Origin of the sequence: Pseudoalteromonas sp. PPB1, assembly GCF_015356275.1 — a bacterium.
Classification (GTDB): Bacteria; Pseudomonadota; Gammaproteobacteria; order Enterobacterales; family Alteromonadaceae; genus Pseudoalteromonas; species Pseudoalteromonas rubra_D.
In genome coordinates, this window is record NZ_JACEQV010000013.1 from 1 (window position 1) to 14220 (window position 14220).

13 protein-coding genes and 3 tRNA genes are annotated in these 14220 nt (G+C 48.2%); 6 read left to right on the top strand and 10 right to left on the bottom strand.

The genetic code is table 11. The features are described 5' to 3' along the window. Positions 1-239: 239 nt before the first annotated feature. From IY568_RS14105 to xerD, 8 genes are all read right to left on the bottom strand, one after another. Positions 240-316 (bottom strand) — tRNA-Arg (locus tag IY568_RS14105). Between the two features lie 64 nt (positions 317-380). Continuing rightward, positions 381-457: transfer RNA gene (locus IY568_RS14110), tRNA-Arg, on the bottom strand. 30 nt (positions 458-487) lie between these two features. After that, positions 488-580: transfer RNA gene (locus IY568_RS14115), tRNA-Ser, on the bottom strand. A gap of 559 nt (positions 581-1139) precedes the next feature. Next, positions 1140-2681 carry a lysine--tRNA ligase gene (lysS, locus tag IY568_RS14120; protein ID WP_010386862.1) on the bottom strand — a complete coding sequence of 514 codons (1542 nt, stop codon included), beginning with the start codon at positions 2679-2681 and terminating at the stop codon, positions 1140-1142. Between the two features lie 27 nt (positions 2682-2708). After that, positions 2709-3807 (bottom strand): peptide chain release factor 2 gene (prfB, locus tag IY568_RS14125; protein WP_125562743.1). Its coding sequence is split into 2 segments (ribosomal slippage): positions 2709-3731 and positions 3733-3807, totalling 1098 coding nucleotides; the frame shifts between segments, so codons are not numbered across the junction. A gap of 187 nt (positions 3808-3994) precedes the next feature. Further along, entirely contained in the window at positions 3995-5719 is a 1725-nt protein-coding gene (recJ, locus tag IY568_RS14130) for a single-stranded-DNA-specific exonuclease RecJ (RefSeq protein ID WP_194867920.1), read from the bottom strand. Positions 5720-5849: 130 nt separating this feature from the next. Continuing rightward, positions 5850-6581, bottom strand: a complete 732-nt coding sequence (gene dsbC / locus IY568_RS14135) for a bifunctional protein-disulfide isomerase/oxidoreductase DsbC (RefSeq protein WP_125562747.1) — start codon at positions 6579-6581, stop codon at positions 5850-5852. 61 nt (positions 6582-6642) lie between these two features. Beyond that, positions 6643-7539 (bottom strand): site-specific tyrosine recombinase XerD, encoded by an 897-nt coding sequence (xerD, locus tag IY568_RS14140; protein WP_125562980.1) that lies wholly within the window; start codon positions 7537-7539, stop codon positions 6643-6645. Positions 7540-7647: 108 nt separating this feature from the next. On the opposite strand from xerD, the gene fldB reads away from it, so the two are divergent. Further along, positions 7648-8169, top strand: a complete 522-nt coding sequence (fldB, locus tag IY568_RS14145; RefSeq protein WP_125562749.1) for a flavodoxin FldB — start codon at positions 7648-7650, stop codon at positions 8167-8169. 184 nt (positions 8170-8353) lie between these two features. Further along, complete coding sequence (locus IY568_RS14150) at positions 8354-8527, top strand: hypothetical protein (RefSeq protein ID WP_156202181.1); 174 nt, start codon at positions 8354-8356, stop codon at positions 8525-8527. 63 nt (positions 8528-8590) lie between these two features. Here IY568_RS14150 and IY568_RS14155 read toward each other — a convergent pair whose 3' ends face one another. Continuing rightward, positions 8591-9589: an AraC family transcriptional regulator gene (locus IY568_RS14155; protein WP_194867921.1), complete on the bottom strand. Its 999-nt coding sequence runs from the start codon at positions 9587-9589 to the stop codon at positions 8591-8593. A gap of 90 nt (positions 9590-9679) precedes the next feature. Between IY568_RS14155 and IY568_RS14160 the strand changes: the two genes are divergently transcribed. The 4 genes from IY568_RS14160 to IY568_RS14175 all read left to right on the top strand — a co-directional run bounded on the left by IY568_RS14160 (position 9680) and on the right by IY568_RS14175 (position 13484). Beyond that, positions 9680-10114 (top strand): SRPBCC family protein, encoded by a 435-nt coding sequence (locus IY568_RS14160; protein WP_125562753.1) that lies wholly within the window; start codon positions 9680-9682, stop codon positions 10112-10114. Further along, entirely contained in the window at positions 10101-10916 is an 816-nt protein-coding gene (locus tag IY568_RS14165) for a sterol desaturase family protein (protein WP_194867922.1), read from the top strand. Before IY568_RS14160 ends, IY568_RS14165 begins: the two co-directional genes overlap by 14 nt. A gap of 107 nt (positions 10917-11023) precedes the next feature. Beyond that, a complete protein-coding gene (locus IY568_RS14170) occupies positions 11024-12130 on the top strand; it encodes an MBL fold metallo-hydrolase (RefSeq protein ID WP_416365168.1) in 1107 nt (368 codons plus the stop codon). A gap of 283 nt (positions 12131-12413) precedes the next feature. Then, positions 12414-13484 (top strand): acyltransferase family protein, encoded by a 1071-nt coding sequence (locus tag IY568_RS14175; RefSeq protein ID WP_194867923.1) that lies wholly within the window; start codon positions 12414-12416, stop codon positions 13482-13484. Between the two features lie 23 nt (positions 13485-13507). On the opposite strand, the gene IY568_RS14180 is transcribed toward IY568_RS14175, so the two are convergent. Continuing rightward, positions 13508-14062, bottom strand: a complete 555-nt coding sequence (locus tag IY568_RS14180; RefSeq protein ID WP_194867924.1) for a zf-TFIIB domain-containing protein — start codon at positions 14060-14062, stop codon at positions 13508-13510. Between the last annotated feature and the right edge of the window lie 158 nt (positions 14063-14220).

Here is a 14220-nt window from a genome sequence, read left to right on the forward strand (position 1 = left end):
ACTCTACCCTGCTGAAACCTTTATCCCAAAATACAGACACAAAAAAACCGACTTTCGTCGGTTGATTGCTCACTTCCTGAATAAGAAGTGGCGAGCTCGGGACGTCTTTTGTGGAGAGTGACCCTCCGACCGCCTGGTTCGTAGTCAGGTACTCTATCCAGCTGAAATAACTCACACCTAATTTCAGAAACAAAAAAACCGACTTTCGTCGGTTGATTGCTCACTTCTCAAAGTAGAAGTGGCGGACGCGGGAGGATTCGAACCTCCGACCGCCTGGTTCGTAGCCAGGTACTCTATCCAGCTGAGCTACGCGTCCGTTGTTCAATTCAATTTTACTACCTGAATTAGTGTAGTCTTTTTATTTAACCACTTAAGAGAAGTGGCGGACGCGGGAGGATTCGAACCTCCGACCGCCTGGTTCGTAGCCAGGTACTCTATCCAGCTGAGCTACGCGTCCGTTTTACTACAAAGACACCATTTTAATAAATGGCGGAGAAGGAGGGATTCGAACCCTCGATAGGGCTACAAACCCTATACTCCCTTAGCAGGGGAGCGCCTTCAGCCACTCGGCCACCTCTCCGTCTTTGTGGGGCGTATAATATAGAACCGTGAAAATATGTCAAATACTTTTCTTGTAAAAAAGCACTGTATGGTGATAGATTGTTCAGCTTGGTCTGTTTTAAGGCACTTTGTCGATTATTTTGTCATAAATTAGTCACTTTTAGGGCCTGACTGTATATTATAGTGGTCCAAAAGAGTTTGCTTACGCGTGCTTTCTTCAGCAATAAAGGCATCTACATAGCCTAAACGCTGAAATTCGCTGATACAGCTACGACAATAATTCATCCTGGCTTGTTCGTGCTGTGATTTTGATTTTTGTTGCGACATGGTCTGAGTTCATTTGCATCCTTTCATAACCAAAGCAGTATAGGCTAAAAAGTCTGATATGCCAGTCGTACCCAACTAGCAACCATTCGCCGATTGTACTCCTGCACACTTTCTATGTATCTAACCTCTGATCTTACAAAAGTTTTATAAATATATTGAGAGTTCAACTGGCGTTTAGCAGAGATGTCTTACATAGATAAAAGAAAAGCGCCTAAGGCGCTTTTCTCAATTGTACATTCAATGTAACCGGACTAGTCAGCCTGAGGTCGCATGTGCGGGAACAGGATAACGTCTTTGATAGTCGGAGAGTCGGTAAATAGCATCACCAAGCGGTCGATACCAATCCCCTCACCAGCCGTTGGCGGCAAGCCATACTCCAGCGCGCGGATGTAGTCATCATCAAAGTGCATTGCTTCGTCGTCACCGGCGTCTTTCTCTTCAACCTGACGCGCAAAACGCGCAGCCTGATCTTCTGCATCATTGAGCTCCGAGAAGCCATTTGCCAGTTCACGTCCACCTACGAAGAATTCAAAGCGATCAGTGATAAATGGGTTTTCATCATTACGACGTGCCAACGGTGATACTTCCCACGGGTATTCCGTGATGAAAGTTGGCTGGATCAGTTTATGCTCAGCGGTTTCTTCAAAGATTTCACATAAGAACTTACCGGCACCCCATACACATTTTTCAGGGATCTTCACGTGTACTTTCTTCGCGTATGCCACCAACTCGTCAAAGTGGTTTTCTGGATCTTTAAAGATGTGCGCAGAGGCTTCAGCGTCAGGACCATATTTGATGATCGCATCAGCCATAGACAGGCGCTCAAACGCTTTACCAAAGTCGTACTCGATGGTCTCAAGGACTTCGCCTTCTGCGTTCTTGACTGTATTAGTCACAATGGTCGTGCCCAGTACATCCTGTGCAACGGTACGCAGCATGTCTTCTGTCAGGTTCATCAGATCTTTGTAATCTGCGTATGCCTGATAGAATTCAATCATAGTGAATTCCGGGTTGTGACGAGTCGACAGACCTTCGTTACGGAAGTTACGGTTGATCTCGAAGACGCGGTCAAAGCCACCAACCACCAGGCGCTTCAGGTAAAGCTCAGGTGCGATACGCAGATACATGTCGATGTCCAGCGCATTGTGGTGTGTCACAAACGGACGTGCAGTCGCACCGCCAGGGATCACTTGTAGCATTGGCGTTTCAACTTCCATAAAGTCACGTTCAGCCAGGAAACGACGAATGCCTTCAATCACTTTAGAGCGAATACGGAAGGTCTCACGCGTTTCCATGTTAGTGATCAGATCAACGTAACGTTGACGATACTTGGCTTCCTGATCCGTTAAACCATGGAATTTCTCTGGTAGCGGACGCAGCGATTTAGTCAGTAGTTCATACTGAACCATATCAACATACAAGTCGCCTTTACCTGATTTGTGCAACGGACCAGACACACCAATGATGTCACCAATGTCGAGCTGACCATATTTGGCTTTCAGCTCTTTTTGTACATCTTTAGAGGCGTAAGCCTGGATACGGCCTTTCATGTCTTGCAGAACCAAAAATGGCCCACGTTTAGCAAGGATACGGCCAGCCACAGAGACCTGATGATCTAACTCAACCAGCTCTTCTTTAGACTTATCACCAAACTTAGCCTGTAGATCAGCCGTATAGTCTTCACGGCGGAAGGTGTTCGGATGGCCATTGGCACTGCAATTATCACGAATTGCATCCAATTTAGCACGACGCTCAGCAATGAGTTTATTCTCGTCTTGGATTTGCTCTGTCATTTTTTAGCTCTTAGTTTAGCTTGTTGATTATAGGCCTGATTTCAGGCTGGCTTCGATAAATTTGTCTAGATCACCGTCCAATACCGCCTGGGTATTACGGTTCTCAACACCGGTGCGCAGGTCTTTAATACGCGAGTCGTCCAGTACGTAAGAACGGATCTGGCTGCCCCAACCGATGTCAGATTTGGCATCTTCCTGAGCCTGCTTTTCCGCATTTTGCTTTTGCAGCTCAAGTTCAAACAGTTTTGCTTTTAACTGTTTCATTGCCTGATCTTTGTTTTTGTGCTGTGAACGGTCGTTCTGGCACTGCACCACAGTGTTCGTTGGCAAGTGCGTAATACGCACCGCAGACTCTGTCCGGTTAACGTGCTGACCACCCGCGCCCGAGGCACGATATACGTCGATACGCAAATCTGCCGGGTTGATGTCAATCTCAATGTTGTCATCAATTTCCGGGTATACGAATGCAGAGGCGAACGAGGTGTGACGACGACCGCCTGAGTCGAACGGGCTCTTGCGGACCAGGCGGTGTACACCGGTTTCTGTGCGCAGCCAGCCATAAGCATACTCGCCGCTGACACGCAGTGTTGCGCCTTTGATACCTGCCACGTCACCATCTGTTGCTTCGACAATCTCAGTTTTGAACCCTTTGGCTTCTGCCCAGCGCAGATACATACGCAACAACATGTTGCACCAGTCCTGGGCTTCTGTACCACCGGAACCGGCTTGCAGATCGAGATAGGCATCATTGCTGTCTTGTGCGCCAGAGAACATACGGCGGAACTCCAGCTTTTCGAGCTGGGCATTCAGGCCTTGCACTTCTTGCTCAGCTTCAGCAAAAGTCTCTTCGTCTTCGGCTTCTACAGCCAGCTCAACCAGGCCTTCTGCATCATCTGCACCGCTCACCAGGTTGTCTATGGTTTCAACGATGGTTTCCAGACTGGATTTTTCGCGACCCAATGCCTGTGCCTTCTCAGGCTCATTCCAGACTGCTGGATCTTCCAGTTCCGCATTAACTTCTTCCAACCGCTCTTGTTTCAGAGCATAGTCAAAGATACCCCCGAAGAAGTTCAGTACGCTCGCGAATTTCCTTGATTTGATTAATCACAGGATTCACTTCAAACATTCACATTACTCCAATTTACGTGATGGTGACGCAGCCAATGGCCCACCTAAAGTGACCACCGGACTGAAAATTTTGCGACCACTGTGTATCAACACATTATGTAAGCGGTCTAAACGGCCAATACTAACAAATAATGGGCTCAGATATCAGCCCTTAAAGAGAACATTTTATACCTTTCTCGCAAATGTTAGCAGGCACGGATCTCCCGAACTATCAACTGCAAGGTAAACTTGCCTCTAAACTCATTGATATCCAGTTGATAAGCTAACTCCGCCATCTGTGCCGCGGTGTTTGGCCAGGCCCGCACATCTATGTTAAACGCAATCGCATCAACCAATTTACCGCTGGGGTGTTTAAGCACCAGCTTGAGATGTTTCTCTCCGACAATGCGCTGCTGCACTAACTCGAACACGCCGCTGAATACCGGCTCAGGGAAATGCTGACCCCAGGGCCCTGCCTGTTGCAGTAACATGGCAAAGTCCATATTAAAACACTCAGCTGGTAACTCACCATCTGTCAGTAATACCGACTGCTTATGCTCTTCGCTGAGGGTTTCGCTGACCAGGGCCTCAAAGGTGCGTTTAAAGTCGCTAAAGTCGGCTTCTCTGATGGTCAAGCCGGCCGCCATCGCATGGCCACCGAATTTCACGATTAAGTCCGGATGGCGTGTATTTATCTGCTCCAGCAAATCACGCATATGCAAGCCTTCAATTGAGCGGCACGACCCTTTAATTTCGTCATTGTCGCCCTGAGCAAAAATAATCGCCGGGCGATGGTATTTTTCTTTGAGTCTGCCCGCCAGGATCCCAATCACCCCCTGATGCCAGTCATCCTGATATAAACATACCGCATCCGGAATACTCTGCTGCGCAGCAACCAAACGCTCAAGCACCGCCTGCGCTTCTTGCTGCATGCCCTGCTCTATCTCTCGTCGCTCCTGGTTTAGGCTATCCAATTGTGCGGCAATGCGCCGTGCCTGATGCTCTTCTTTAGACAGTAAGCAAGCGATACCCAGACTCATATCGTCCAGTCGCCCTGCAGCATTCAATCTCGGTGCCAGTGCAAAACCAAAATCACTGGCGTTAAGCCGGGCTGCGGTGCGATTTGCCACTTCAATCAGAGCACGGATCCCAGGCCGGGTTTGCCCTTTGCGAATACGCGCCAGTCCCTGATGTACTAAAGTACGGTTGTTGGCATCCAGGGCAACGACATCCGCGACCGTCCCCAAAGCAACTATGTCCAGCAAGGATGCCAGGTTAGGCTGAGTCAGGCCCTGACGCTCAAAATAGCCCGAAGAGCGCAAATGATGACGAAATGCCACCAGCAAGTAAAACGCCACACCAACACCCGCAATCGATTTCGAGGGAAATTGGCAGTCGTGCCGATTAGGATTAACGATGGCGTCGGCATTGGGCAGTTGCTCACCCTGCAAATGATGATCGGTGACCAGAACAGCAATGCCAGCCTGTTTTACGATGTCTATGCCTGCCAGGCAAGAGATACCATTATCAACGGTGATCACCAGTTGTGGAGCAAGTTGAACTATTTGCTCCGCTAGTGCCGGACTTAGGCCATAACCCAGACTAAAACGGTCAGGAACCAGGTAGTCGACTTGTTGCAGACCAAACAGGCGCAGCCCCTCCATCAGCACAGCTGTGCTAGTTGCGCCATCGGCATCAAAGTCGCCCACAATGAGTATACTTTGCTGTTGCTGTAATGCTGTTTCTAGTAAGGCACAGGCTTTATCCATGTCCCGGAACAAACGAAAATCCAGCAAAGTGGCGGCACTGTTATCAAGCTCTTGGGCCTCTTTTACACCCCTGGCGGCATAAATTTGTTTAATTACAGGGTGAAGATGGGTGGGTAAATGACTGTCATCGACACGTAATCTGGGTCGGATCTCTGTTTGCATAACACTCTCTGAACTACCTGATGACGTGAAGTAATACCAATTTGCTTAATTAAGTGAAATTGGAATAAACCTCCACAAAGCAAAAAAGGCCCGCAGGCCTTTTTAGAAACGCTGAGAGTATACCTCAGATTTAAGATTTTTTGCTCGCTTGGTCTAACATTTTTGCCAACGCGTCTGCCGGTTGATAACCCGGGATCATACTGCCGTCTTCAAGCACAATAGCCGGAGTACCGGAAATACCAAAACTCTGACCTAGCTGATAATGCTCAGCAACCGGTGCCTGACAATTCTTTGCATCCGCAATGGTGTTACCTGCTTTCGCTTCAGTCATGGCAGATGCAGCATCGTCAGCACACCAAACGTTCATCAGGCTCTTGTAACCGTTACCACTCAGGCCGCCACGGGGGAACGCAAGATACTTAACGGTGATGCCCGCCGCCAGATAATCATCCAGCTCACGGTGAAGTTTACGGCAATAGCCACAGGTAATGTCAGTAAAGACCGTGATTTGGTGTTTCTCATTTTCCGCCTTGTACACAATCATCGAATCCTGGTACTCAGCGACACCACTTTTACGTACACCACTGAGTGCATCCTCAGTGATATTACGACGGTTTGTCACATCAATCATGGTCCCCTGAACCAGATACTGACCATTAGGGCTTGCATAGAATACCCCTTTATCTGTGATCACAGTCTTAAGGCCCGAAATAGGGCTGTCTGATACACTCTTGACTGTTAAGCCCAGATCCGCAAATTGAGATGCGATGGGGCTAACCGCCATTGGTGAAACTTCTTTGATTGTCTCGGCAAAGGTACCGACACTAAAAGCGAGCGATGCTGCTAAAAGTAACTTTTTCATGTTTTTCTCGTAAAATTGCTCTTGTTAATCACTAGGACCGGATTACTGCAAATAAATTCCATCACGACCTAGGATGATGTTGCTGATGAAGCGATTTCAGTCGCTCACTGGCAACATGCGTATAAATCTGGGTTGTCGACAAATCGCTATGGCCTAACATCATTTGTACAACGCGGAGATCCGCCCCATGATTGAGCAAATGTGTTGCAAACGCATGACGCAACGTGTGTGGCGATAACGGTGACTTAACGTCTGCCAACATAGCATAGTGTTTGATGCGATGCCAAAAAGTTTGCCGGGTCATGCCGATACCACGCTTAGAGACGAAGACAAAGTCATTCGCATGTTTCACCATTTGAGCTCGTCCAACCTTTAGAAATTGTTCGACCCAGTGCAACGCTTCCTCACCCATCGGAACCAGTCTTTCTTTGCCACCTTTACCACGAACCAGCAAAACAGCCTGACGCAGATTAATTTGCTCCATCCGCAGCCCCACCAGTTCTGTGACCCTTAATCCCGTCGCATACAACAATTCCAGCATCGCTTTGTCTCTAAGGCCCATAGGATCTTCCACATCAGGTGCACTGAGCAGAGCTTCAACTTCCTGCTCACTGAGGGTTTTAGGCAACGATTGCGACAACTTGGGCTGCGCGATATGTGTCAAAGGGCTGGCAGGAAGCACCTGTTTGCTCACCCAATAGGCATAAAAGCGCTTGAGGGCACTCATTGCCCGCGCGGTACTGCGCGGTTTCAACCCCTGGTCGACCCGATAGGCCAGATAGGCCTCCACATCTGCGTTATTGATGGCCAACAATGGTTTATCATCGAGATGCGCCACAACATAACGGACAAACTTATCCAGGTCAGCCCGATAGGCAGCCAGGGTGTTGTCACTGAGTCCCTGCTCAAGAAAAAGCGCATCCAGGAAAGATTCAATCAGCTCACTGTTACTGTGCATGGCTGAGTCAGATAATTCTATATCGGTCACGGGCCGCCTGTATCAATTAGTTACACCATAAGGTAGACTTCGCGCCATATAATAACAGCCAATTGAGCGAAGACTACTATGCAGATCGGGTTATTTTATGGTTCAACTACCTGCTACACAGAAATGGCAGCAGAAAAGATGCAAGAGATCATGGGTAAAGACATCCTGTCGCTCCACAATATCAAAGACGAGCCTCTGAAAAATGCAGAGCAGTTCGACTTTGTGATCTTCGGTATCTCAACGTGGGACTTTGGCGAGTTACAAGAAGACTGGGAGTCTCACTGGGACGACATCGACCAGGTCAACCTCGCCGGGAAAACCATCGCATTATTTGGTATGGGTGATCAACAGGGCTATGGGCAATGGTTCCAGGACGCTCTGGGGATGCTACACGATAAAATTGCGCCACAGGGTGTCAATTTTCTTGGGTACTGGCCCAATAGCAGCGACTATGAGTTTGAAGCGTCCAAAGCACTGACTGAAGACAAAAGCCAGTTTGTGGGCCTGGCACTGGATGAAGATAGCCAGTACGAAAAAAGCGATGAACGTATTGCGGCATGGATTGAACAAATCATGACTCAATACAGCGAGTCATTGTAATTTATCCCCTCTCAGATCTGCCATACGCATTGTTGGCAGATCAAACTCATCTCCCTTACAGCCATTAACAAAAAATATATACAAATATCTCTTTATAGTTCAGTATGGATTTTGTACAGCAACTGCAATTTTGCCTTAGTCGCAGCAGCTGTCGTTCATTAACTCAATTATAAAAGGACTAATCATGAAGCTTAACCTAAACAAAAAGAACTATAAGAACTTGTCTCAGCAACCACAATCAATCAACAACAAAATGACGCCACGTATCGGCGGTGGTCAGGGTGCATGTTCAGGCGGTGCAGCCTGTCATATGGACAAACAAATAGAAGGTGGTGGCTCTGTCTGTATCACTTGGTAAAACAGGCAAGATAACGGGACTGTAAACGTCCCGCTTTATGTCATACTCCGTATCCAATCCTACTCAGGAATCCTCAGTGTTCTGCTTTTGTTTGCTGAACTTTCCCGGAGAACATCCAAACCAGCGCTTAAACGCCTTGTTAAAAGCCGCCTGTTCGTTAAACCCTAACTCTCTTGCCAGCTCGGCCAGTGGCATGGTGCCCAGTAAGTCTCGAGTCCGCCTGAGCCGCTCTTCGGTCAGTAACTGTGAGTAACTGGTATTACATTGCTTAAGCTGCCTTTGTACCTGACGCACCGATTTATTTAATTCACCAGCCAGCCTGTCCAGCTGACAATCACTGAGATCGCGACGGGCAACCAGCATAATACGAAGCTGTGTTGCCACGGTATGATGCTGCTGAAGTTGTGCCAGTGCTTTGTCTGACAGACGCTGTAACGCCTCATGCATAACGCAATTCGCCCGTCTGAAGGGCAAGGACAGATAAGCGCGCTGAAATACAATCTGATTGCAATGCTGACTACCAATCACAGGGCAACCGAACCACAGCGCCAGCTCTGAACACTCTGTGTTGTTCAAAGAGCAGGTTAAGTAAACGCGCTCAGGCGCGACCTTTTGGGTTAACAAGGCACGCACTAAGGCAACCCAGGCGGTCATATTGCGCAAGATCACATGACGAGAGGTCCGTGAATTTGGTACCCAGTCAAGTACGGCCCAATCATGCTGTTGATGAAATTGTGCTTTTCCGATGCTGGCCACAAGCTGGTCATATCTGAGTAGCGCCATCAGCGCCTGATGCAAGTTTTCGCAGCTTTCAACCAGGTAGCCCAACACGCCATAATCTGCAGACTGGATCTGCTGGCCCAGGTGAAAACCAAACAAAGGATCTTTAGTCAGCTCAACCCCTACTTGCAATATCTGCTCATATTCAGCCAAAGGGATCCTCGCCCCCAGTTCAGCCTCCGTGTTACTTGCGTACTGATTGCTGTTTTCGTACAGCCAGCCTAATTGCTCCAGATAGAGCTGCACACTGGTGAAATAGTTTTTATCTAAAGTGTTTTCCATGTCGCATTTGGACAAAATTACGTCGCCTATTCGCAAGATTGCCAGATAAACCTCACTTACACTAGACAAAACTGTGAATAAGGAAAAGCCATGGTCAATGTTCGCTGCCACAGAGACATCGCCGCCACGCCGCATGAGGTAATGGAAACTCTGCTTGATCACCCAAGGTTAGATCGCTTTTTTAATGCCCAGTTCAAAGTCGTGCACAGTGCTGTACATCCAGCCATTCGGGGTGGCAGTGGCTGTATTCGCGAAGTACGTATGCTGGGGCTCAGATTCTATGAACAGATCCAGCATGCCGACCCAGGTTCAATTCGCTATCAAATCGTCGGTGATTTCCCAGTGAAAAAACACCAGGGTGAGATCCGGCTGCGTCAAATCGACAATAACACCTCAACCCGGATTGATTACCATGTGCGCTTTGCTCCACCCTGGTACCTGCCAGGCTTTATTATTCGCCACCTGATCACCCGTGACATCAACCTCGCACTGACGCGGCTGGAGGCCAGTTATGCTGTCCGTTGAGTGGATCTTGCTACTACTCAGTCCAGTCTTTGTGATTGCCATAGTGCTGGAATATCGCATCGCTCCCGGACACTATCGCCTCAAAGACAGTCTGCACAACGTGATACTCGCCTTACTCCATCAGGGCGCTGATCTGTTGGCATTGAGTGTGCTGATGCCGCTGTTCTATTGGTTGCATCAATTCGCGCTATTTGAAGTTCCCCTCACAGTTCTGACTGTAGCTGGCGCTTTCTTACTGCAAGATTTTCTATACTACTGGTTTCATCGTGCCTCACACAAAGTACACTGGCTGTGGTTAGCACATGTGGTCCACCATAGCTCTGAACACATGAACTTTTCAACGGCCTTTCGCCAAAGTTTACTCTATCCCTTTGTTGGCATGTGGCTATTCTGGACCCCGATGATCATACTCGGCTTTGTGCCTGAGCTGGTTCTTGCCGTCGTGGCCATTAACCTCGCTTTTCAGTTTTTTGTTCATACTCAGCTGGTTGGTCAACTGGGCTGGCTGGAGCGAGTATTTAATACCCCCACACATCACCGTATTCATCACGCCAGCAACGCCTGCTATCTCGACAAAAACTTTGCAGGCGTGTTGATCATCTGGGACAAACTGTTTGGCACCTACACGGATGTGCAACCTCATGAACGGATCCGTTATGGTATTGTCGGTAGTGCACCACAAGATACGCTGCTATCTATCAATTTCCATGAGTGTCGGATATTGCTCTGCAAACTTAAAAAAGCGAACGGATTCAAAGAGAGGCTAAATCAACTGTTGTCTTCACCACGGCATTTTGAGTAGGCAACAGCAGCCAGCCCACATAGTTCATCCAAAAAAAGACACTTAATAGTTTACTTTTCCACCCAAAAAAGTAAACTGCACAGTGTAGTTTACTTTTGGATCACACAATGAAAAAGTGGTTGGTTATTTTTGCCATCATGTTTGGCGCTATTACAGGGGGCTGTTCTATGATCTCTAATCTTAATGCACAAGTGCCATCTCAGGGTTACCAGTCTGAGCATTTTCAACAAGGCCGGTTTAAAAACCTACACCCGACTATGCCTGCCAGCCTGAGCAAAACGTTGGCTATCACCTGGCGGTTTTTTACCGAGGCCAAAGTTGCCGCTGAGCCTGAGCAAAGATTGCCTGTCTCAAAGTTAACCCGCGCGGAGTTAAACGCTTTACCAGATGTTGGCGTGCATATCATTAAACTCGGACATTCTTCGGTACTACTGAAAGTGAATGGGGCTTACTGGCTGTTGGACCCGGTTTTCTCCGAACGTGCTTCTCCCTTTTCATTCATAGGGCCAAGCCGCTTTCATCAACCACCTATCTCGCTTGATGAATTGCCTCCCATTGATAAAGTGCTGATCTCTCACAATCATTATGATCACCTGGATAAACAGGCGGTCAAACAACTCAATGCAAAAACGACTCAGTTTTTAGTGCCACTTGGCGTTGAAGGGGATTTGATCCGCTGGGGTATCGAGGCTGAAAAAATTCATTCATTTGACTGGTGGCAAGAGCTGCATGATCAGGACGTGATGGTGGCATTTACCCCTACCCAACACTTTTCCGGGCGTGGCCTGAGTGATGCAAACCGCACATTGTGGGGCTCCTGGGTCATAAAAACCGACCATGAACGTCTTTATTTTAGCGGCGACTCTGGCTACTTCCCCGGTTTCAAAGATATTGGCGAGCGCTATGGTCCCTTTGATTACACACTGATAGAAACGGGAGCCTATGATGCCGACTGGGCCGATATTCATATGACTCCGGAGCAAAGCGTACAAGCGCATCTGGATCTACGCGGCAAAATTATGATCCCTATCCACAACGGAACCTTTGACCTGGCCTTTCATAGCTGGTATGACCCTCTGGAGCGTGTACATAGCGCAGCGCAGCAGCAAGGTGTTGTGCTCAACACACCGACGCCCGGAGAAATCATCACCATTAATCAGGCCTATTTAAACCAAACCTGGTGGCAATCACTAATGGCGCAAGTGAACCGCTAAAACCAACCTGAGACCCTCGTCACTGGCACTTATATATTCTGCGTCGTGCTTAGACAATTGGCGAGGGTTTCACCTTTTAACAAAAACAGTGACGATAACTTGAGCGTATTTGCATCACAGATATCGCCCCCTTTACAGCAATGACTGACCACACTCAGCATTAATCCCCTAGCCTGCGACGAGCATGAAAATGTTTCACGCGCATTTGTGGCTAATTTATAGACAAACAACCATCCTCTCTCTCATCATAACTGCCACTATAAAAACAATAAGGAAAGCTGTTATGACACAACGCGTCTATGAACTGGACCTGCTGCGTTTTATTTGTGCGCTGGGTGTGGTGATCTTTCACTACACCTATACCGGGCATATGGAAGGGTTTGCCCCAATCGCCGACTTTGAGGCAGTCCGTGAAGTCACTCGCTATACCAATATGGGTATTAACTTTTTCTTTGTCATCAGCGGATTTGTGATCTTGATGAGCCTGCAAGGGCGCACACTCAGGGAGTTCTTAACCGCGCGTTTTATCAGGCTTTACCCTGCCTACTGGGCAGCATTGACCATCACTGCGCTGGCCACTTTGCTCTGGGGCAAAGATGTGTTTAACATCTCGCTTGGGCAGTACCTGACCAACCTGACCATGGCACAGGAACTATTTTCCGTTGCATCGCTGGATAGCGCTTACTGGACACTGTACATCGAGCTCAAGTTTTATCTGTGTATGGTCTTGCTTGTCGCATGCGGGCTTATGCCCTATCTAAAAGCCATACTGGCCCTGATCCTGAGCGTCAGTTTGCTTGCGCTGTTTTTGCCCTGGAGTAGTAACATCAATATGTTTGTGGCGATGTTTCCGCACTGGAGTGGCTACTTTGCCTGTGGTTGCGTGTTTTATCTTGTACGCCGTGATGGATTGAACTGGCAAGGTGCAGGTCTGCTGGTACTCTCGCTGGCATTTATGCTGACACAGTCGGTGTTGTTTGGTGCGCTGATGCAAAGCTGGTTTAATATTCCCTTTAACGGACCCACTATCGCCTTCATCAATGGGATATTCTTTGCGCTGCTGTGCCTGACCGCCCTGGCAAAACGTCACCCGTTCAGATTTCGTCGCTGGTATTACCTGGGTATACTCACCTATCCTTTGTACCTACTCCATCAGCATCTGGGTTACATGCTGTTTAACCGCTTTGGCAACGAACACAACATTGCCAGTCTGGTTGTGTTCACCACACTTGGCATGATAGTACTGGCAGGATTACTCCATTATGGGATTGAAAAGCCCATGGCACGCTGGCTAACACAGCGCACCAAAAGCAGTGTTCAGCCTGAACAAGTGGCTAACCAAGCTTCACTGTAGCCACCTTAATTAACACAATGTGCCTAACGCTCGGCAGAATAGGGATCTTCTGCCATCAGATAAGCTCTCAGGTCGGCTTTCTGAGGATGATTATTCAACCACGTACGGGTCTCGCGCAATCGCTGGTAGGTTTCGTCACCAAACTTATCCTGATAGATATCGGCGAAGTTCTGCTGGCTGGTGTCTTCGCGGATTTGCTGTTGCCACTGCTGAGTAACCAGTTGATTTAGTGCGCCAGCCAGCCCCTCAGCTTTCAGCAAGTCCCATTCTCCTTTATCTAGCCAGATGCCGCCAGTGGCTACGCTGTAATCAACCCGATGTGCGCTATTTGCACTAATTCTGAATTTACGCATCAAAGTACCGGACACAGGGCAAATCAGCGCGCGTTTGCTATCTTCTGCCTCATCGCCAAACTCAATATGTTCCGCAAATTGATAGTTAGGATTGCGCTCTTTCCAGGCAACATAATCTTCTATCAGGATCCAATCCCCCTGACAGTGGTCGCAGCTATGCGCCCGAAATAAGCCTTCAATGAACCCTGGGCGCAGCTGGCCTTCGCCACAACTAGTGCACTTCATGATGTCTCCCAATGTGTTTTCCATTTAATAAGCCAGAACAGTGTAAAGCAATTGACCTGTAGCCTCAATTTGCGAATTTCGACAAGTGCGCAAACATTATCAATCCTGTCTGATATACGCTGAGTTTCGTCGCCAACAACCCTGGTGTGCATCTTGAA

Coding starts and splice junctions, on each gene's coding strand:
- xerD (WP_125562980.1), bottom strand. CDS start 7,539: ATGCACAGTAACAGTGAGCTGATTGAATCTTTCCTGGATGCGCTTTTT.
- fldB (WP_125562749.1), top strand. CDS start 7,648: ATGCAGATCGGGTTATTTTATGGTTCAACTACCTGCTACACAGAAATG.
- IY568_RS14160 (WP_125562753.1), top strand. CDS start 9,680: ATGGTCAATGTTCGCTGCCACAGAGACATCGCCGCCACGCCGCATGAG.
- lysS (WP_010386862.1), bottom strand. CDS start 2,681: ATGACAGAGCAAATCCAAGACGAGAATAAACTCATTGCTGAGCGTCGT.
- IY568_RS14150 (WP_156202181.1), top strand. CDS start 8,354: ATGAAGCTTAACCTAAACAAAAAGAACTATAAGAACTTGTCTCAGCAA.
- IY568_RS14175 (WP_194867923.1), top strand. CDS start 12,414: ATGACACAACGCGTCTATGAACTGGACCTGCTGCGTTTTATTTGTGCG.
- IY568_RS14165 (WP_194867922.1), top strand. CDS start 10,101: ATGCTGTCCGTTGAGTGGATCTTGCTACTACTCAGTCCAGTCTTTGTG.
- dsbC (WP_125562747.1), bottom strand. CDS start 6,581: ATGAAAAAGTTACTTTTAGCAGCATCGCTCGCTTTTAGTGTCGGTACC.
- IY568_RS14180 (WP_194867924.1), bottom strand. CDS start 14,062: ATGAAGTGCACTAGTTGTGGCGAAGGCCAGCTGCGCCCAGGGTTCATT.
- recJ (WP_194867920.1), bottom strand. CDS start 5,719: ATGCAAACAGAGATCCGACCCAGATTACGTGTCGATGACAGTCATTTA.
- IY568_RS14170 (WP_416365168.1), top strand. CDS start 11,024: ATGAAAAAGTGGTTGGTTATTTTTGCCATCATGTTTGGCGCTATTACA.
- IY568_RS14155 (WP_194867921.1), bottom strand. CDS start 9,589: ATGGAAAACACTTTAGATAAAAACTATTTCACCAGTGTGCAGCTCTAT.